20 protein-coding genes and 2 pseudogenes are annotated in these 19432 nt (G+C 47.2%); 1 reads left to right on the top strand and 21 read right to left on the bottom strand.

Annotation, left to right across the window (positions count from 1 at the left end):
• Positions 1-8 precede the first annotated feature (8 nt).
• From yesS to rapH, 20 genes and pseudogenes are all read right to left on the bottom strand, one after another.
• On the bottom strand, positions 9-2294 hold the full coding sequence (gene yesS / locus CDO84_RS02945; protein WP_040083903.1) for a transcriptional regulator YesS: 2286 nt from the start codon (positions 2292-2294) through the stop codon (positions 9-11).
• A 23-nt stretch (positions 2295-2317) separates the two neighbouring features.
• Positions 2318-3352 carry a rhamnogalacturonyl hydrolase YesR gene (gene yesR / locus CDO84_RS02940; RefSeq protein ID WP_040083904.1) on the bottom strand — a complete coding sequence of 345 codons (1035 nt, stop codon included), beginning with the start codon at positions 3350-3352 and terminating at the stop codon, positions 2318-2320.
• Positions 3353-3367: 15 nt separating this feature from the next.
• A complete protein-coding gene (locus tag CDO84_RS02935) occupies positions 3368-4258 on the bottom strand; it encodes a carbohydrate ABC transporter permease (RefSeq protein WP_014663123.1) in 891 nt (296 codons plus the stop codon).
• A gap of 3 nt (positions 4259-4261) precedes the next feature.
• Positions 4262-5191, bottom strand: coding sequence for a carbohydrate ABC transporter permease (locus CDO84_RS02930; RefSeq protein WP_082033060.1), 930 nt, complete (start codon positions 5189-5191; stop codon positions 4262-4264).
• Complete coding sequence (locus tag CDO84_RS02925; protein WP_040083905.1) at positions 5188-6471, bottom strand: ABC transporter substrate-binding protein; 1284 nt, start codon at positions 6469-6471, stop codon at positions 5188-5190. The genes CDO84_RS02930 and CDO84_RS02925 overlap by 4 nt, the downstream gene beginning before the upstream one ends.
• Positions 6472-6573: 102 nt before the next feature.
• On the bottom strand, positions 6574-7680 hold the full coding sequence (gene yesN / locus CDO84_RS02920; RefSeq protein WP_040083906.1) for a two-component system response regulator YesN: 1107 nt from the start codon (positions 7678-7680) through the stop codon (positions 6574-6576).
• Positions 7680-9413 (bottom strand): two-component system sensor histidine kinase YesM, encoded by a 1734-nt coding sequence (gene yesM / locus CDO84_RS02915; RefSeq protein WP_040083907.1) that lies wholly within the window; start codon positions 9411-9413, stop codon positions 7680-7682. The genes yesN and yesM overlap by 1 nt, the downstream gene beginning before the upstream one ends.
• Positions 9410-10039: a YesL family protein gene (locus CDO84_RS02910; RefSeq protein WP_014663118.1), complete on the bottom strand. Its 630-nt coding sequence runs from the start codon at positions 10037-10039 to the stop codon at positions 9410-9412. Before CDO84_RS02910 ends, yesM begins: the two co-directional genes overlap by 4 nt.
• Before the next feature lie 114 nt (positions 10040-10153).
• Positions 10154-10458, bottom strand: a pseudogene (locus tag CDO84_RS02905) (YesK-like family protein).
• Positions 10459-10480: 22 nt separating this feature from the next.
• Positions 10481-11023, bottom strand: coding sequence for a GNAT family N-acetyltransferase (locus CDO84_RS02900; RefSeq protein ID WP_014663116.1), 543 nt, complete (start codon positions 11021-11023; stop codon positions 10481-10483).
• A 124-nt stretch (positions 11024-11147) separates the two neighbouring features.
• A complete protein-coding gene (gene cotJC / locus CDO84_RS02895) occupies positions 11148-11717 on the bottom strand; it encodes a spore coat protein CotJC (protein WP_014663115.1) in 570 nt (189 codons plus the stop codon).
• 14 nt (positions 11718-11731) lie between these two features.
• On the bottom strand, positions 11732-11995 hold the full coding sequence (gene cotJB, locus CDO84_RS02890; RefSeq protein WP_014663114.1) for a spore coat protein CotJB: 264 nt from the start codon (positions 11993-11995) through the stop codon (positions 11732-11734).
• A complete protein-coding gene (gene cotJA / locus CDO84_RS02885; RefSeq protein WP_003219489.1) occupies positions 11979-12227 on the bottom strand; it encodes a spore coat-associated protein CotJA in 249 nt (82 codons plus the stop codon). The genes cotJB and cotJA overlap by 17 nt, the downstream gene beginning before the upstream one ends.
• Positions 12228-12353: 126 nt before the next feature.
• A pseudogene (locus tag CDO84_RS02880) lies at positions 12354-13222 on the bottom strand (NmrA family NAD(P)-binding protein).
• Positions 13219-13662: a nuclear transport factor 2 family protein gene (locus CDO84_RS02875; RefSeq protein WP_040083915.1), complete on the bottom strand. Its 444-nt coding sequence runs from the start codon at positions 13660-13662 to the stop codon at positions 13219-13221. Before CDO84_RS02875 ends, CDO84_RS02880 begins: the two are co-directional and overlap by 4 nt.
• Positions 13663-13741: 79 nt before the next feature.
• A complete protein-coding gene (locus CDO84_RS02870; protein ID WP_014663110.1) occupies positions 13742-14326 on the bottom strand; it encodes a TetR/AcrR family transcriptional regulator in 585 nt (194 codons plus the stop codon).
• A 114-nt stretch (positions 14327-14440) separates the two neighbouring features.
• Positions 14441-14950, bottom strand: a complete 510-nt coding sequence (locus tag CDO84_RS02865; protein WP_040083916.1) for a hypothetical protein — start codon at positions 14948-14950, stop codon at positions 14441-14443.
• A gap of 137 nt (positions 14951-15087) precedes the next feature.
• On the bottom strand, positions 15088-15807 hold the full coding sequence (locus CDO84_RS02860; RefSeq protein ID WP_003233863.1) for a YebC/PmpR family DNA-binding transcriptional regulator: 720 nt from the start codon (positions 15805-15807) through the stop codon (positions 15088-15090).
• Between the two features lie 158 nt (positions 15808-15965).
• Entirely contained in the window at positions 15966-16139 is a 174-nt protein-coding gene (gene phrH / locus CDO84_RS02855; RefSeq protein ID WP_014663108.1) for a phosphatase RapH inhibitor PhrH, read from the bottom strand.
• The gene (rapH, locus tag CDO84_RS02850) at positions 16129-17259 is read right to left on the bottom strand and encodes a response regulator aspartate phosphatase RapH (protein ID WP_040083917.1); all 1131 of its coding nucleotides are present in this window, start codon (positions 17257-17259) and stop codon (positions 16129-16131) included. Before rapH ends, phrH begins: the two co-directional genes overlap by 11 nt.
• A gap of 194 nt (positions 17260-17453) precedes the next feature.
• Between rapH and CDO84_RS02845 the strand changes: the two genes are divergently transcribed.
• Positions 17454-18152 carry a YetF domain-containing protein gene (locus tag CDO84_RS02845; RefSeq protein WP_040083918.1) on the top strand — a complete coding sequence of 233 codons (699 nt, stop codon included), beginning with the start codon at positions 17454-17456 and terminating at the stop codon, positions 18150-18152.
• A 44-nt stretch (positions 18153-18196) separates the two neighbouring features.
• On the opposite strand, the gene CDO84_RS02840 is transcribed toward CDO84_RS02845, so the two are convergent.
• Positions 18197-19357, bottom strand: a complete 1161-nt coding sequence (locus tag CDO84_RS02840; protein WP_040083919.1) for a lysozyme inhibitor LprI family protein — start codon at positions 19355-19357, stop codon at positions 18197-18199.
• Positions 19358-19432 lie beyond the last annotated feature (75 nt).

Raw genomic sequence — 19432 nt, 5'->3', positions numbered from 1 at the left:
CTCTCCTTTCACGGCGTTTCCTGATACATTTGCCTGAAGACACCCGGCGGCATGCCGACCTGTTTTTTAAAAATCCGATTGAAGTAATTGTGGCGGTAGCCGACTTCTTCTGACACATCATGAATTTTTTTATTCGTATTGACCAGCAGTTCTTTCGCCTTTTCGATTCTGATCTGGGTCACATAATCGATAAAGTTAATGCCGGTCACTTGCTTAAATGCCTTGCTTAACGTATATGAATTCATGCCAAACGCATCGGCACAGCTTTCCAGAGAAATATCCGCCATATACTGATCGTGAATCATCGTTATCACACGTTCTACCAGCTGCTTTTGCTGTCTGTTTTTTCTGCCTTCAAGCTTGGAAAGGTAAGGCGTCACCACAATATCCATCAGCCAGGCCGCCGCTTCATTAGGTTCACGCAATTCTGAAATATCAAGAAGCAGATTTCGATGCTGAAACAGTTCGCTGGGATTAAGACCGGAATGCAAAATATCCTCCTGAATGCGGGAGAACAGCTGAATCAGAGCAGAATGCACATGCCTGTCTATGGCCGCCTTTTCCGCCAGTTCCTTCATACAGCTATTTATCAGTTCCCGGGCTTCCTGTTTTCTTTCCAGCCGGATGGCCTGAACAATCTGTTTTTCCAGCTCAAAAGGGTAATAAGGGGCAGACTGCTTATCCTGCGGGAAGTCGGCCTGTAAATCAATGACCTGATCCCGATTGGCAAACTGCCTGCGGGATTTGCCGCTTTTCACATCCTGAAATAAAGAAGGGATTTCCGTGACACGTTCCGTCCTGCTGCTCAATGTCGAGGTCAGGCATAGTCCGGTTACATCCCCAAATTGGCGTGCCAGCTCCGTTATATACATTTTGAGATCAGAGCTGTTTGTTGTCACCACAAGCACGGTGACAGAAAGCCGGCCGATATCAAGTATGGAGAGCTGAAAAACGCGTTTAGCCGCCAATTCCTCAGCGATATTAGTCAGTGTAAACACAGCGAGCTGTTCATCATCACAACAGAAGATGCTTTTTTCACAGCGGAGCCCTGTCAATTGAAGGTCCAGCACATGAAACTCGTTTTCGCCGATGTTCCAGCCGGCCTCCTCCATCCGAGATCTGAGACTTTCCTCGTTGTCGTAGTAAAAATCACCCTGCAAGAGATGCTGCAAAAAACTCTTTTTCATATGGGGCGTCTGCCGCAGGAGCTGCTCTTGGAGCTTCCGGCTTTCAAGGGATAGATCCTGCCATCTCTTTTCAATCCACTTGAATTCATCCTGCCCGGATGCCTGCCATACTTTCTTCTCTCCACCGGTAAACAAGCCAAGCAAATGCTGGATGGGACGATAGATTTTTTTTGATGCATACCATGTCATGCATACCGCCAAACCGATGCAAATGACAAGCATCACAATGATTACTTTGGATAAAAACACCATCGGCGCTGTAATGGCAGAAAGAGGCGCCGCTGACACAAAGGTCCATTGCTGATGCATTCGGTTCATTTCTCCAAAGGAAACGGAATACACCTTGCCGTCCCATTCCATCTGAAAATGGCCTTTCTCATTCGGCTGTTTTTTTACCTCATGAAGCAAAGTCTTTTCAAAATCTTTTTCCCCCTCATGAAAGAGCACCTCTTGATTTTGATCCAAAAGCAGCGCACTGCCATCAGGATAAGGGGACAAGCTTTGCAGGATCGATGCCATTTCTTTCAGATCAACCGCCAGCATGATCGCGCCGAACGGTTTCTCCGCCGCGCCCGGAATGAGCTGAATCAGCATCGCTTGATTTCCCGACCGCTTCCAATAAATGCTTTGGGCTGAGGCAAGCAGCGAGCGATACTTGCGAAGCGCCTCCCGTTCTGTCAAAGCGCTGTATTCGGGACTCAGCACAAGAGGCCGGGGGCTGTTCAGAAAGATGGAAGCCCGCTCGATCAGCGGCTGCTGGTCCCGCAAAAGAAACAGCTTTTTCGTTAATTGATAGGAAAACGTAAAGTCTTTCTCCAAATCCCTCTCGGCCAATCCGTTTATCAGCGAAGAATCGTAGGCCATCTGGGTGAGAGCCAGCTCAAGCACGCCCAGCTTCTCATCCATTCGGCTGACCTCACGCGCCACCTGTGCTTCATGCGATCTCTGCAGCTCTTTCTCCACCTTGTCGATCGAAAGAAAATAGATTGCGCCGCCAGTCAGTAATCCGGGAATACAGGCAATCAGCAAAATGAAGAAAAAGTTTCTTTTGAAATACGTTCCCTTCCAGCGAGAAACCCGTTCCTTCTGTTGAGGCTGTTTTTTCATCCCTTTCCCCCCGCCGCTGGTCTTTACTGATACACGCGTTTTTTCGTTCTCAACACATCAGCAAGAAACGTCAGCGCAAGCCCCTGTCCCCATCCTTGTATTCGTTTGTAAGGCACCTGTTTGTATCCTTCGGCATTTTTCATGACGGCTGTCCCGGCCGATACCTTGCTGACCCGTCCGTCCTCTTCCACCGCATCCAAAATGGCGGCAAGCGATTTCTGCACATATTTTGTATAGAGCTTTCCGCTCGACAGCAGAGCAGAGGCAATACCGGCCGATGCCGAAACCTCCAGATAAGAATCCGGATCATCCAAAATCGTATGCCACAGCCCTGATTCATCCTGAAGCCGGACAAGCGCGCTCAGCTGGTCTCTGAGCGATCCGTCAATGATCATAAAGGAAGGATGCGTCACCTCAATGAGCGGGAGCGCCTTTGCCATTGTGAGTGCCGCCCAGCCGTTCGCCCTGCCCCAATAAATCCCCGACAGATGATTTTGCGCTTTGTTGTCCCAGGCGTGGTAGTACAAATTCGTGACAGGGTCCTGAAGCACGTCCTCATGTCCGTGAAACTGGCGCAGACCATCTTCAAAATAATCCTCACGCTCCATCACTCTCCCGATTCTCAGCATAAACAGCCCCGCCATCATCAGCGTATCTGCCCATGCCTGCTCAGGAAATACATATTCAGCCGCATTCACCGTATGCTGAAGGATGCCCTCGCCAAAGCGCGGCGCCTTATGCAGCACATATTCCGCCATCTCGCCCGCTGTTTCCAAATACACCTCATCACCCGTCACCTTGTGGAGGAACAAAAGTGTATGCCCGATAGAAACGCCATTGATCGAAAGCGGCGGCAGCCCATCCTCCAGCTGTTCATCCACCCACGTTTTTAGCAGATTGATATATTCCTCGTTTTCCGTCGCCTCGTAGGCCTCCGCCACGCCGTAAAACGCGACGCCGCCCGGCCAATCCCACGCAAAATCCATCTGAAATGTCCGTTTCACGATCCGATCAATGACGGACGCCACCTTTTCTTCATCAAAGATAAGCTGTGCCATCTGCAACACTCCTTTTTATTTTAATCCGGTCGTACTGATGCCCTGAACGATATATTTCTGAAACAAAAAGAATACAAGAATCACAGGCAATAATGAAACGGCCGACATGGCAAACATCGCGCCCCAGTTCGAAGCCGATTCCGTATCGAGAAAAAGCTTCAGCGCAAGTGAAACAGGGTAAAGCTCCGGTTTATTCAAATACAAAAGCGGCTGAATCAGCTCCTCCCACTTCCAATAGAAGGAGAAAATCGCAGACGTCGCGAGCGCTGGGGCAATCAGCGGGAGAATGATCCGCCAAAAGCAGGCAAAGCGCCCGCACCCGTCGATTCGTGCGGCCTCATCCAGCTCCTCGGGAATCGTCCGGATAAACTGGATCATCAGAAAAATAAAAAACGCATGCCCGAAAAATTGCGGAACGACAATCGGTTTAAAGGAATTCAGCCAGTCTAATTTCGCAAACATAATATACTGCGGAATCATCAGCACTTCATGGGGCAGCATTAACGTCCCCATCATGCACGCGAACCAAAACTTTTTACCCTTAAACGGAATACGCGCAAATCCGTAAGCAATGACAGCCGATGACAGGACGGCGCCGATTGTTGACAGCCCCACAATAATCGCCGAGTTTTTAATAAAGGTCAGAAACGGCTGCCCCGCAATGCCCTTCCATCCCTCAGCATAGTTACTGAGAATAAAAGGATCGGGAATGAGAGAATGAGAGGTTGTAAAAATACTGGCGCTTTCCTTAAATGAGCTGACAAACAGCCAAATGACCGGATACAGCAATAACACCGCCAGCGATGCCGTAAAAACATGGAACAGTATGCGTTTGGGCCTGACGCGCCCGGTTTTTTTCCTCTCAAAAACCGGGACTTCTCTGACAGGCTGGTTGACCGGCTCCATCCGTCATTCCTCCTTTGACTCGTAATGAACCCAATAGGACGATGTTTTAAACAGTATCAGCGTTATCAGCCCGACAATGATAAGCATGACCCACGCCATCGCCGATGCGTAGCCCATTTGAAAATAGTTAAACGCCCGCTGGAACAAATAGAGCGAATACAGAAGCGTCCCGTCAAGCGGTCCTCCCTCGCCCTTCGATATGATATAGGCAGGTGTAAATGTCATAAATGCTGAAATTGTCTGCATCACAAGATTAAAGAAGATAATCGGTGTGAGGATCGGAAGCGTGATCTTAAAGAAACGCTGCGCCCGATTCGCCCCGTCCACACTTGCCGCTTCCAAATACGCAGACGGAATGTTTTTCAGCCCGGCCAGAAAAATCAGCATTGATGACCCGAACTGCCAGACGGAAAGCAGAATCAGTGTCCACAACGCACTTGTCGGGTTCTGATACCAGAGAATTTTTTGATCAATCCCGACAAAAAACAGAAGCGCATTGATGACCCCGTCATTGCCAAAAATATTGCGCCACATAATCGCCACAGCCACGCTCCCGCCGATGATTGAAGGCAGATAAAAGAGCGTTCTGTAAATGGCCGTTCCTTTTGCTGCATTGTTTAAGATGACAGCGATAAAAAGCGCGAAGCCGAGGCGGAGCGGAACCCCGGCAAGCACATACGTAAACGTCACCTTCAACGACTGCCAATACTTTTCGTCACCCGTAAACATTTCCTTAAAGTTGTCGAGCCCGATCCATTTCGGCGCCGTAAACAAGTCATAGCTTGTGAAGGACAGAAACAGGGACGCCCCCATCGGAATGACCGTAAAGCATAGGAACCCAATGATAAACGGAGAAATAAAAGCATATCCCGCCAGATTGTCTTTTCTCATACTCCGGCTTTGTTTCATTGCGTCAGCCCCATTTCCCGTCAATTATTCCTCTCTAATATCTCATTGGCCTTTTTCCGGAACGTTTTGGCGGCTTTTTCCGGGGATACCTTCTGATACAGAATCTGATCAGACGTGTCCTTCAGCAGCTTGATGACCTCCGCGCTTCCCACAGGCTCCGGCGGATCGGCTTTGCTGATGTTTTTTGATGCGGTTTCCACATACTTCACAATGTTGGCTTCTTCCTCATTCAGTTTCAGTTTAATCGCATCCGCCACCTTGTCGGATACTGGCACTCCCCGCTCGCCTTTGATCAGCATGTTTGCCTCTTTATTGTTCACGAAGAAATCAATAAATTTGGCAGCCTCTTTTTTATGCTCAGAGCTTTTCGGAATGGAAAACAGCATACTCGGCTTCAGTGTCAGCGCCTTTTCTTTCATTTGCTCCGGCGGCAGATAGAGAGACAGCGGCGAATCTGTCAACCGGGCAAAGCCCAAATATTGATTGGAGTAGTTCCATGTAATCGCTGATTTGCCTTTGACGATAAAATCATCCTCCATCCCTTTAATCTGTGCGCTTTCATCAGGTGTTGGGGACGTTTTCGCTTTCGCCAGCCTCAGCTGCCGTTCAAAATAATCGACAAACAGCTGATCATCCTGATACGCGAGGCCAGTGCCGTCTTCTTTATAAAAACGTTCACCCTTCGTGCGCAAATAATAAGGAAAGAAAATATCAGGGGGATGCATTCCGTTGGAGCCGTAGACGCCGGCTTTTTCCTGAAGATCATACGCCAGCTTCTCGTAATCCTCCCACGTCCAGTTTTCCTGATTGATAGACACACCGGCTTTTTTCAGCAAATCTTCATTCGCAATCACAGACAGCACGTTGACGCCTAGCGTAAACCCATAGAGCTTATTATCGATTTTTCCGCCCGACAGCATATTTTCGTCGATTGAACTGACATCAATCGTTCCATCCTTTGTATACGGCGTTAAATCTTCCAGCTGGTTCTTCTTTCCGTATTGGGCTAAGTAAGCGGTATCCATTTGGATGACATCAGGAAGCTGGCCGGCGGCAGACATGGGCGCGAGCTTTTTCCAGTAGTCATCCCAGTTCGCAAATTCCGCTTCAATATGGACGTGAGGATTCTTTTTCTCGTAAAGTTCAATTACCTTTGTTGTATAATCATGTCTTGGCTGCCCGCCCCACCATGCGATTCTGAGTGTAACGTCTTCTTTTTTTCCCGAGGCCTCTTCACCCGCTGAACAACCGCTGAAAAAAAAGACGCAGACAAGCGATAACAGCACGTAACAAATCTTCTTCAAACCAATCCCCCCTTTAATGTAAGTGCTTACATTTATTTTAAAGCGTTCAGATGAGGCGAAACACTCAAAAAACAGTGGGGAAAGTCAAAAAAACAGAGATGGCTATCCTGCGGAAGCGCCTCCCTGTTTTCTTCTGAATTCTGACGGTGTCAGACCGGTATATTTTTTAAAAACAAGACTGAAATACTTCGGATTATCGCCAAACCCAATTTCTTCAGCAATTTCTGATACACTCGCGTCCCGCCTTATTTTCATCTGCTTCATCGCATGCTCAAGACGCACTCGTGTAACATATTGGGAAAACTTCTCGCCTGTTTCCTGCTTAAATAACTTCCCGAGATAATCAGGATTCATAAACAGCATATCCTTCGCCGCCCATTTTAAAGACAGATTCGGGTTTCCGAGCTCGTCGGCAATAAGCCTGATCATTTTTGAAATCACTGCGCTCCCGTGCAGGTCACCAGACGCTTCAGCTGTATCCCGAAACAGCTGCCCCGCGTGCCGAAGTTCTCCCGCCTGACTGATAGCCATCTTGCGGTCCGCAAAAACCTCCGCCGCCTTTTCAGCGGCGTTCTCCTCTACAGCGAGCACGGTCCATTCTCCGCTGCCGCAAACCGCAGTCAGCGCCGTCCCGAGTGCCTTTCTAGCCGCGGTATCAATAGATTGGCCCCCTTTTAAAATCAAGAGGCGGACCTTTTTTCCGGCAAGCGAAGGCGGCGGAGACAGCTGGGCGACACCGGCGATCAAGCCTTCCAAGTATTGATCGGCAGCAAAGGAACGGATATGATCAAGCTCGTGTATCAGGTGGTCTGTTTTCTTTTTCCGCACATCTTGCCGCTTCAGCTCAGCAATGATTTCCTCAAGCGAGCTGATAATCTGCTGTTCATTGCAGGGCTTCAGCAAATAATGCTTCACCCCATATTTCATGGCTTCCTTTGCGTACTCAAACTCTCCAAACCCGGACAGGACGATAAACTGCACCGACGGGCTGACGGCTGATACCTTTTTGATTAGCTCAAGCCCGTCCATGCCAGGCATTTTGACGTCTGTGATGACGATATGCGGCTGCTTATGTACAATCTTTTCATACGCTTCATGTCCGTTCTGCGCTTTGCCGATCAGTGAAGCGCCAAGCGCCTCCCACTCAATGATTCCCGCCATTCCATCGAGGATAATCCTCTCATCATCAGCCAGCAGTATTTTATACATCACACCACCTCATTTCGACACGGTATTGTGATCACAATCCTCGTTCCCTTTTCATGCTTACTTTGAATACGCAATCCGTATGGCTCTCCGAATGTCAGGCTGATGCGCTCACGAATATTCCACAGTCCGATTCCTCTTCCGCCCGTTGATTCAAGAATCCGTTCATCCATGCCAGGGCCGTTATCTTCGACCGTCATACAGACACAGTCCTTCTCCTTTTTCGCCTGAATCCGGATGGCGCACGGCCTTGTAAAGGGTTCAAGCGCGTATTGAATCGCATTTTCCGCAAGCGGTTGGAGCGTTAGTTTTGGAATGAGACAATGCTTCACCTCATCGTCAATATCCAACGTGAAGTTCAAACGCTCTTCAAATCGAAATCGCTGAATGGTCATATAGTGGAGTACGATGTCCGCCTCCTCCTGAATGGTCACGATATCCTTCTTCATATGTATACTGTTTCGCAGAAGAAAACCGAGCGATTCCACCATTTTTGAGATTTGCTTTTGCTGATTCGCCTTGGCCAGCCAATTGATGGACTCGAGCGTGTTATATAAAAAATGCGGATTGATCTGGGCTTGCAGTGCTTTCAATTCGGTTTCTTTAATGATGAGCTGTTTTTCCACATTTTCTTCCATCAGCTCATTAATCCGTTTCATCATGACAGTAAAATGGCGGTTCAGCATGCCAGCCTCATCTTGTGTATGCTCCGGCAGAGAAAGCGATACACCTGCTTCAATGCCGCCGTGCTGTACCGATTTCATCGCGGTCACAAGCTGTTCAATCGGCTCCGTGATGCTGTTGGCAATTTTCCTTCCGAAAAGCAAAACCACACAGAAAAAGAGAAGAAAGCAAGTGCCAATCACTGTTTTCATAAAGGAAATTTTTGCGAACATCTGATCAAAGGGGATGACGTTATAGTAGCTCCAATTTTGATAGGATGATTGAAGGTAAGAAATAAAGTAACGTTTGCCATTCTTTTTTATCAAGTCATAACCTGGGTGCTTCAGCGTCTCCTTTGCTGCCTCAGGAACATGCGCTGATGCATGTGCCGTATACACCAAATTCCCGCCTTGGTCAGCAATCATGATGTCTCCGACTGAATCGCCCCAATCCTTCGGCACATCACGAATCATCTGTTTGATATTGACTTGGATCAGCACCATGCCCAAGCCGTTCAAACTCAGCTGGTGAAAGGATCTGATCTGCCGTGCTGAAATCAGGAGAGGATCTGACCCGCCGAGCGTCATCCAAAGATTCCTTCCATTTTTCGCTTTCGCTCGCTTAAACACCTCTTCCTGCTCCTGCTTCAAAAGATCTGAAGAACTGCTTCCAGCTGAATACTCTGCGCCGCGGGCATCAATCAAATGAATGGAGTCGATGTACTTTTCATCGCTGGCATATCCCGCAAGCTGATCCCACAGCTCCTGCTTCATTTGATATTGATCATACGTATCATCCCGATTTTGCATGCTCAGGATGCGCTGAATCTGTTCGTCTGTAATGATTTCATAAGACACATCCTCTATCTTTTTCAGCTCGTCTTCGATCCGTTCAGAAGACATCCGCAGCACCTCCGAGGACTTGCGGTAAATCTGCTCATCATATACATGAAAGGCATACTGCACCCCGCTGTATACAAACAGAAAGGATACGGCCATAATCAACGATAGAAACACAAACAGCTTATCCTTAATCTTCATCCGCCTGTACCAGCCAGCAATTCTTTTCTTCATGCCGCCTTTTCTTTCTCCTGCCGCTGATCCATTGACCGAAATGCTTTAAAGGACAGCTTCGTTAAGATCAGGCTGAGTAAACTCCCGCTGAAAAACAGCAAAAATGTGACATGAAACAGAATGAGACAAAGCACACCGACAGCGCCCGCCGCCATCAAAAGCGTCACCGCCGGGCGGCTGAAGGCAATCAAAAAGCTAATGCTCAGCACCTCTCTGATTTTCACGTCAAAATGAGAGAACACCGGGAACACATACAGCACAACAAACGCGAAAATCAAACTGATGCTCAGGAACACGTTGACGAGCACAGGCTGATCCATCTGAGCCGCTATCCGCATATCTGCAAACAGAAACAGGGCAGCCGTCACAACGATGAGCCCGATGATCTGTGATGCCCGCCATTCCTTTTTAAACGCCCGAATAAAGACAGAAAACACCGGGGCATCCGCATTCCCCTTCGCCCATTCTCTCGCCACTGTAAACATCGCGGCAGTAGCGGGCATCAGCCCAAACACAACCAGGCCTGCAAGAGAAAACAAAATCCAAAGCACATTCAAATAGGCCAGTCTCATCACCCATGTACAAAAACGATTCAGCCCATTCGTCACACTGTGTATCATCAACATCACCTTCCCGCTCTGGAAAACGCTTTCATTTTAAAGTACTATGTATTTCTCCTTTCGAAAGAAAATTCCTGCCGTTCTGTGAAAAATTCGATATGATGAGAGACAGCCGCCGCCTTATCTTTTCCTGTCACGCCGGATGGCCTTATCGATCAAATATCCGGCAATGGCTCCGCAAATGACATTAAATCCAAGCATTCCGAGCGCAGCCCCTTCCCAGCCGCGTACATACACGAGGCTGTACCAGATCAGAAACACACCAAGGACGATCAGCCCGCCCAATATCCATTCCGGCCGGCTTTTGTCAGGAAACTTCATCCGCATCAAAGCAGATACGCCAGTGAACAGACAAGCCGTCACGATCCCTGTCATAAATAAAATTGGCCACACCATCGCCTGCCCTCCCTTTTTGAAAAAGACAAAAAAGCCTCCTTGAAAGGACGCTTATTCTGTCGTAATCTCTTTCTCAAACAAATGATATCCGGATGCATCAGCACCCATGAATTCATATCCCATACGCCGATAAAAGGAATGCAAGGCGTCGTTATCAGCGACACAGTCAAGCCGGATTCGCGTTTTTCCTGGAAAGTGTATGCCCGTCTCCGCCCATTGAAGGACGCGTGCTCCAAGTCCTTGTCCCGCAAACCGGCGGCTTACTGCGAGGCGGTGCAAATAAATAGACTCCTCATGCCCATCGTCTCCCCAAAGCGTCCGGTCCCACTCACTTGGTTCAGGCAGCAGCATCACGACAGCCGCAAGCTCTTCATCTTTTTTAAACACAAACACATGTCCCTTTTCAATTGACCCCGTGATATCATGTATATCTTGCCCTTTGAGAAGTCCGCTCCATTGGTTAGACCCCCGATCCCGGAGCCATTCAGCTGTTCGGACGAGCAACCCGGTAATCGATTCTGCATCCTCATAGACGGCCGGACACGCGTAAAATCCATCTGCTATCGTTTCGTTCTCAATCTTAAAAGCTGACATAAAGGCCTCCCAATCAAAAAGTAAGCTTGCACACACACCTTGATTATAATGCAGACCAAACCGCAAAAACAGACCATTTTCTCTGTATGTAAAAGGGTGTATGAAAGAGAGGCCAATCTGCCTATTAGAAAATCTTCTTTTTATCCCGTTCTTCTTTTAAAATTTCAACCGCTTCCCTGAAGCGCATGGAGTGCACAATTTCACGCTCACGCAAAAAGCGCAGGGAATCGTTTAAATCAGGATCATCCGAGATATCAATCAGCCATTGATACGTCGCCCGTGCTTTTTCCTCTGCCGCAATGTCTTCATATAAATCGGCAATCGGATCGCCCTTCGCCTGAATATAAGTCGCTGTAAACGGCGCACCCGCCGCATTGTGGTAAAATAGCGCGCTGTCATGATTGACGTAATGATCGCCGAGGCCAGCTTCACGCAGCTGCTCCGGTGTGGCGTCTTTCGTCAGCTTATAGACCATGGTCGCAATCATTTCCAAATGGGCGAATTCCTCCGTACCGATATCTGTTAAAAGGCCGATGACCTTATCTGGAATTGTATACCGCTGGTTCAAATACCGGAGAGCCGCGGCCAGCTCGCCGTCCGCTCCGCCATACTGCTCAATCAAATATTTCGCCAGCGTCGGGTTGCACGTACTGACTTTGACAGGGTATTGCAGCTTCTTTTCATACACCCACATTCAGGCATTCCTCCTTATACTTGCCACGGCCATGGCCCTTTGCCCCAATCCCAATCCTCGCCCGCGGGGCTGTTGCCGAACTGCAGAAGCGGCCCGTAAGAGGATTCGAACTGTCTTTTTAAGTGCCTTGAATAGCCGGAATATTGATTGAATTGCTTCAGCGCATCTTCATCATGAGGATGTGTATTTAAATAAAGACTCAGCTCAACAAGCACAAAATCCGCGGCCTGTATTTGCTCAAGCTGACGATAATACTCGGCGTCAACCTTTTTTGCCATGTGCGTCTCCCCCTCGATAAGGGTTTTCATAAAAATCATAGAGATCCTTCCAAAGGGTGCCTTTCCTTAAAGCCTCCATCGGCGAAAACTGCTCCATGTGCTCAGGCTGAAAGGTCATATAAAGGTTAGGGGGCGTTCTGTAATATTTCTTCCCTATGGGCGGACAGGGATCAAAACGGCTGTGAAAGGGCGTATATGATTTGACAGGCGTAAACGGCTGCATATCCTTCATTCCGGCTCCTCCTTTCTCAAAAACAATGACCTTAATAGGTATGAGGCAGGAGGCATGATTATGACTGAAACACGACTTAGCTTTTTCAATAAGAAGACCTTCGGCTCTGCCGAAGGTCTTTCTAGACTATTCAGTCCAAAATGAGGTCAGTGTTTCCAATACGCAGCATGAGCTGCAGCAAACTTTAAGAGCGAACGAGGTTCTTTTCCTGTCACACGGTTCACTGTATCCGTTACCCGATGTTCCGCACCATGGCTGATTGCTTCATCTAGCCCCGCCATAAAACTGGCATAATCCGCCGGCAAACCAGCTGCCGTCATCCTATTTTGCAGCTCAGAACGAGAAATGCTGACATGCTTCACCCGGCGTCCCGCGGCAGCACCGATGATCTCTGCCGCTTCGGCATAGCTCAGCGCCTCGGGTCCTGTCAGGATATGATGTGTTTGATGAGGGACGGCATCAGTCAAAGCACGGACAGCTGTTTCTGCGATGTCATCAGCATCAATGAATCCTAGCTTTCCCTCACCCGAAGCCGTGACGATGCGTCCCTCATTTTGAATCGACATTTGATGCTGGACGTTGATGAAATTTTGCATAAAGTATGAGGGCCGCAGCACCGTCCATTCAGGAAATTCGCGCACTGCCTGGTGAAGCGCGCCAAACACAGGACCATTCTCGGAGACAACAGACGCACTTTGCATCACTACCCGCTTTACACCAAGACGCTTTGCTTCCTTTAAAAAGGGAAGCACATAGGGAGCCGGATCAAGCACACCGACCGGAGCAACAAGATAGATGTCTTTTACTTGTTCTAGGGCAGGCGTATAACTGGAGGCGTCCATCCAATCAAAATACACATACTCTGCATTTGCAAGCTCGCCCTTTTTTCTGCTTGCAATACGCACCCTGTATCCCAGCTTGATTAAACGGCTGGCGATTCGGCTGCCGACTGTGCCGGTCCCGCCCGTGATTAAAATCGGATTCTGTTTCATCATTTTCCACTCTCCTCTGTTTGCAAAAATGATCCTCCAAATGCCTCTTTTACAACAAGCGGATTCCAATAATCCCTATACCGCACAATGCGGCCGTCTCTCGTTTCGATGACACTGATATAGCTTTGGCGATAAGGCAGTCCAGTCTCAATCACATGCCCGTCACATTGAAACTCCGCAATCATCGTATTCGAGTCCGCTGAACGGTACACTGTCGGAGCCGTAAATGAAGAAAGATGGATCTGCTTAGGATAATCCTTAATATAATCGTAAATAGCCGCTTTTCCTTCTATTCTTTTTGGTGATCCCTCCGGCGCATAAGGAAACTCAAATACAGCATTCTCATCCCAAAGCTCCACCCAGCTCTTCATGTCCTTCTCAAGCATATAAGCCATAAACTTTCTCAAAGTTTCACATGCTTTTTCAAATTCATTCATCAACATTCATCATCACCTCTTTTTTTATTTCCAGACCATTCAGTCCAAAAAATGCACACATGGGCAAAGAATTCTTTACCACATGTTAATCAAGCACTGATAAACTCACGTCAACATGGTCCTGAAGACGATCCATATCTGCCGTCACTTTCGCAATAAATGTCAGTGACAGCCTGCTTTGATTCAGGTACCGGGCAAGCGCAGATATATCAGGATCTTCGCCATTCAATTCTCCTTGATTCTTCGCCCTTAAAAGCGCCTGATAAAAAGCGTCCTCAAGCTGCTTGGATTGTCTTTCAAAATACCGGGCAAGCTCAGGGTCATGCGGAATCTGTTCAATCGCGCTGTTAATGATATAGCACGCCTTCGCCCGTTCCGGATCCCTCAGGGCATTGACACCCTCCTGAAAAATTTCACGAATGGCTTCCATTACAGATCCTGGCGCTTCAAGCCTTTCCATAACGGCAGTGTTTTTTCCTTCAAGATACGATTTCACAGCGGACAAAAACAAATCACGTTTCGTTCCATACGTATCATACAAGCTCTGGCGGGCAATGCCTAAATGAGAAAGCAGTTCCTGAAGAGACGTTCCTTCGTAGCCATACTCTCCGAAAACCTCTATCGCCCTGTGAAGAACAAGCGCCGTATCAAATTCTTTATTCCTCCCCAAAAAACGATCACCTCCTGAAACAAATGTTATCATTTTCCGGACTGAACAGTCAAGAAAAAAATAAAAAAAACACTCTTGATCTGCAAGAGTGTCCTCTTTTCACCATCATCTTTTTTATTTAAAGCCGTCTTTTCCCCAATGGCCCATATGGTGGTGATGGTGGCCATAATGACCATCATGATGATGGTGGTGATTATCCTTACCAACATGATGATGGTGGTGATGAAGATTATCTTTTCCATCATGGTGATGGTGATAATAGTGATGATGTCCATCGTTTTCATGGTGCATGCCCGGATAGCTTACAGCTCCCGGAGAGCCTCCATAACCGCCGCTTGGATAACCGCCGCCATACGCGCCATATCCCGGATAGCCGCCGACTCCTCCATGCATGCCATAGCCTGGATACCCCCCAGACATGCCGTAGCCCGGGTAGCCCCCAGACATTCCATAACCTGGGTAACCTCCAAACATGCCGCCGTAGCCTGGGTAGCCTCCGTACATCCCATAGCCCGGATAGCCTAGTCCTCCATACATGCCAAACCCCGGACGGCCAATGCCGTAGCCTGGAAAAGTGCCAAAACCAGGTCCGCCATAGATCTGTCTTGTATCAGTATCAGTCATATTCACTCTCTCCTTCACTTAGGTTACAGTCCAGAGTATGAGAATATCTTACAGATCGTATAGGCAGCCGCCTACATACAGCTAAAACAATTTCTAGGACAAAAAAAGAAAGCAGGCTATAACAGCCTGCTCACTCCTTACTCGCCTAAATCAACGTTATGATACACCTGCTGAACGTCTTCCAAATCCTCTAAGGCATCAATCAATTTTTCAAACTGTTCCTTCGCATCATCCGGAAGCGTGACTTCGCTTTGCGCAAGCATTGTCAGCTCCGCTACTGTAAATTCCTCAACGCCCGCGTTTTTAAACGCCTCCTGCACTGCATGGAATTGATCCGGCTCCGCATAGACGATCACACTGTCATCCTCTTCCAAAATGTCACGGACATCGACATCCGCTTCCATCAGGATTTCAAGCGCTTCATCAGCCGTTTTGCCTTCCACACCAATAACAGCCGTTGCGTCAAACATGTAAGCAACAGATCCGCTCACACCCATGTTTCCGCCGTTTTTCCCGAACGCCGCACGCACTTCCGGCGCCGTACGGTTTACATTATTCGTCAGCGCATCAACGATAATCATTGATCCGTTCGGCCCGAAGCCCTCATAACGAAGCTCATCGTAATTCTCTTCCGCTCCGCCCTTCGCCTTCTCGATCGCCCGTTCAATGATGTTTTTCGGTACGCTGTAAGTCTTCGCGCGCTCAAGCACAACCTTCAGCGCCTGGTTGGATTCCGGATCAGGCTCGCCCTGCTTCGCCGCCACGTAAATCTCACGGCCAAACTTCGCATAAATCCGACTCGTATTCGCGTCCTTAGACGCCTTCTTCTCTTTAATATTGTTCCACTTACGGCCCATGATGTTCCACTCTCTTTCATATATATCAATCTAAATGCTGTTATTCACTTTATCCATTATACCTCAAATGGTTTGGTTGTTTCGAGTGTCTTGCGTTAGAAATAGAAGGAATGCCGCGGTGGGAAAATCGAACGTCTTCAGTAAAGCAAGAAAAAGCCCTAGCTAAGGGCTTTCTTCTGATCACTGAGTTTATAAGGGGAATGATCAATATACGTCGTATTTCGATCTGTTGATTCCTTAACGCCGCCCGAGTTTGTCAGGAATGGAAACGACATGCTTCCGAAAACTAGAGTAACAGCCAGACACATCATCACTTTTTTCTTAATAGGCATATAAACACTCTCCTTTTAAAATATCTTCTTGAGCTTTCAGCACTTTCCGATAAAACGCAGCAGCTTGTTCAAAGTGACAGCTGCTTTCAAACACAGCGGCAGCACTCCGGGCACATGCTTCAATGTACGCGTGCAGGTTCTTTTTTTCGAAATAGCTTAAAAGATCATGAATTTTCCGTTCATCAACAGTCTCCTTGTACACGGCCTCTAAGAACAGAAACAATTCTTTATAACATTTGTGAGAACGTGCTGTGATACGGTTCAGCCCTTCTTCTATGAAATGAAACGCCTTTTGTGTCTGGCCCGCTTTACATAATGTCCAGCTTAACCCAAACAAGACTTTCGGAAGCAGATCAGGCACTTTCTCTCTGCTCACTTTCGCCGCTTTTTGGAAATGTTCTATGGCCATATGATCGTCTCCTGATCTGTCATAGCTGTTCGCGATGTTCAATAGTGAAATGGCGATAAACCGATCGTTTTGAATGTCCATTGCCAATTTCAGCGCTGCTTCTAAATGCGGGAGCGCTTTGCCATAGTGTTTGAAATCATCATAGTTTCCAGCGATCACAAACAAGCTTTGTATGGTTCTAATGCTGTATAAGGGATGGTTTTGATAAATGTCTAAGGCTTGAAGAATATGATGCATCGACACATGGGTTTGTTTCATGTGATAATACGCTTCCGCCAATTTAAAATGGAATTCCGCTTTCTCAATTTCATCAGACACAACCGGCAGTTCTTTCTCCGCCTCGCGATAAAACCCGATTGCTTCAACATATTCTTTTTGATCAAATTCATACATGCCGCGGAAAAACAAAGAGTAGTATTTCAAAAGGCCTGTGAGTTTTTTCTGAGGGGTCTCAATCGTTTCAAGAAGCTCTGTCACGGTAGGGCGATTCCCGTAAGGCTGTCCCGGCTCCAAATAATCCAGCATCAGCTGGTGCCGAAAACACATCAGAGAATAATAGATCAGCAAATCCTGATCCTCTTCCATCTGCTGAATGTCCTGCTCAACCTCCGCTTTCAGAACCTCTGCATCCGGAACACTGAACTGGCGAATCATTTTATACCATTCATTAATCTTAACACCAACACGCGAAGACGGTATGGCTTGACTCAACGGCTTCCCTCCTTCTCTGTGAGATATGTCATATTCTATCAATCCCAAATTTTGAAAACAATACGAAAGGAAGAATTTTCTTTTTCATCCTGGCAAAAGCATTCAAAACCCCTTTTTCAAAAGACTTTAATGAAAATAAAAAAACAAAAGCATGGGAACACTATGAAAAGATCCTATGTAAAGGAGAATGGCCGATGCCAATCACGCAACTGATCATTAGACTTTTCATCGCCTTTATCACATTGCTGGTGTTAACAAGACTGATGGGCAGAAAAGAAATCTCCCAGATGACCTTTTTTAACTTTGTTTCAGCCATATCCATTGGAACGATCGGGGCCTCGCTTGCCATTGACTCAACAATCAGTATGAGAAATGGATTCATCGCCTTGTTGGTGTGGAGCGCTTTTACAATCATCATCGGGTTTCTGGATATTACATTCCCCGCTTTTCGGTATGCGGTTGTAGGACAGCCTGTCATTCTGATTAAAAAAGGGAAAATCATGGAGAAGGAACTTAGAAAAGCCCGAATTGATATCGATACTTTGCAAACTTCGCTTCGCAAAAAAAATATATTTTCAATTGCCGAAGTGGATTATGCTATTTTCGAATCGGACGGCACTGTATCTGTGTTGAAAAAGGAAACACACCAAAGCGTGACAAAAAAGGATATGAACGTACAAGGAGCAAACACGAAAGTATCTCATTCCGCTTCAGTCATAGCTGATGGAAAAGTGAGAGAAGACAACTTAAAAAAATTGCATCTGAACAGACAATGGCTGATGGACCGGCTAAAAGAAGCAGGCGTCCAAAATCCTAAAGAAGTATTTTATGCAGAAGTTCAAACAGACGGCACGCTGTATATCGATCAAAAAGAGGATTCATTACCTGAATAAAAAAGACCTGTGCCTGCAACATTGTTGCGGCACAGGCCCTTCACTTATTTCATATACGTATTCACCAGCTCGTAACAGCGCTCTTTCGTCTGTTTGGCAAGCTCTTCCGTTTGGACGACTCGGGATAATGAACCGCCGCCCTCCTCATCATATCGTTTCTGGGCCGCAGCATCCCTATCCTTTATCCATTGGCGCTGTTTCCCTTTTAATGCCGCCATGTCTGAAGCAGAAAGCTGATTTTGCAGCACACCGTATATCTCGTTCAGCAATCCGTCCCACATTTGATAATTATAACCGTAATCCTCAATCATCTGATAATCACTTTGATAGTCATTGTGCTTTTCTTTCTTTTCTGCCGCAGACAATTTCGCAACATAATCTGTTTTTGTGCTTCCCGTTGTCTGCCCACTGCTCTGTGTATCCACTGTATCAGGCGATGCGGTTTCCGCAGTCTTCTGAGCTGTCTCTTGCTCCGCAGCCTCAGTCTCGTTTTCATTATCACTTACCAGACTGGTATCCTTTGAGCTGATCGCCGCCTGTCTTTCCCCATGTGAACTCTTTACATTGAAAAGATAAGCTGTTCCGCCGGCAGCCTTCGATTCATAGGACTTCACAAATTCCGCCGTTTCACCGTTTCTCGACAGAATCGTTTTCGCTTCTTCTTTTGTCAGCTTGATTTCATCCCCTTGAAGCGACTTGCTGTCCCATTTGTTGATCTTCCAATCGCCATCTTCCTTCACCAATTCAAACGTCCATGATGTGCCCATGTTGTTTAATTCTGTTGCCGGATCTATTGATGAAGCCTCTATCTTATTCTTGTTCTGTTTATATGTAAAACGCACATCGAAATCAGTGCCCGGTTGAAAAGGAGCATCACACTCACAATAGTACTCTCCAGCCAAATCCTTTAAGGTCTGATCTGCAAACGTCTCCGTTGCATAAGGCAGCACACTAGGCCGCAGTTTGCTGAAATCAGCCTTATTCGCTGTGCTCCAGCCGTTTTCTGTTCCCGCTTTATCAAATGCGTTGAAGATCGAATCAATATCGTTTTTCAAAGCTGATTTTACTTCCTGCTCCGTCAGCTTCGCAACGCTCTCTTTCTTCACGGCTTGCTTTTCTTGCTCCTTATCAGAAGCTCCGCTATCAGAACACGCCGATAATAGGAATAAAACAGATAAAAGCAGCGCACCCAATTTATAACTCATTGTCTCTTCTCACCCTTCTGTTCTCTCATGGTAGCTTTCTAATTTTATAGGTCTTTTGTCGGTTTGTACATTTGA

Source organism: Bacillus sp. MD-5 (assembly GCF_002201875.1).
Taxonomy (GTDB): domain Bacteria; phylum Bacillota; class Bacilli; order Bacillales; family Bacillaceae; genus Bacillus; species Bacillus stercoris.
The sequence above is the reverse complement of the archived record's forward strand: the minus strand, read 5'-3'. Positions and strand labels throughout refer to the sequence as shown.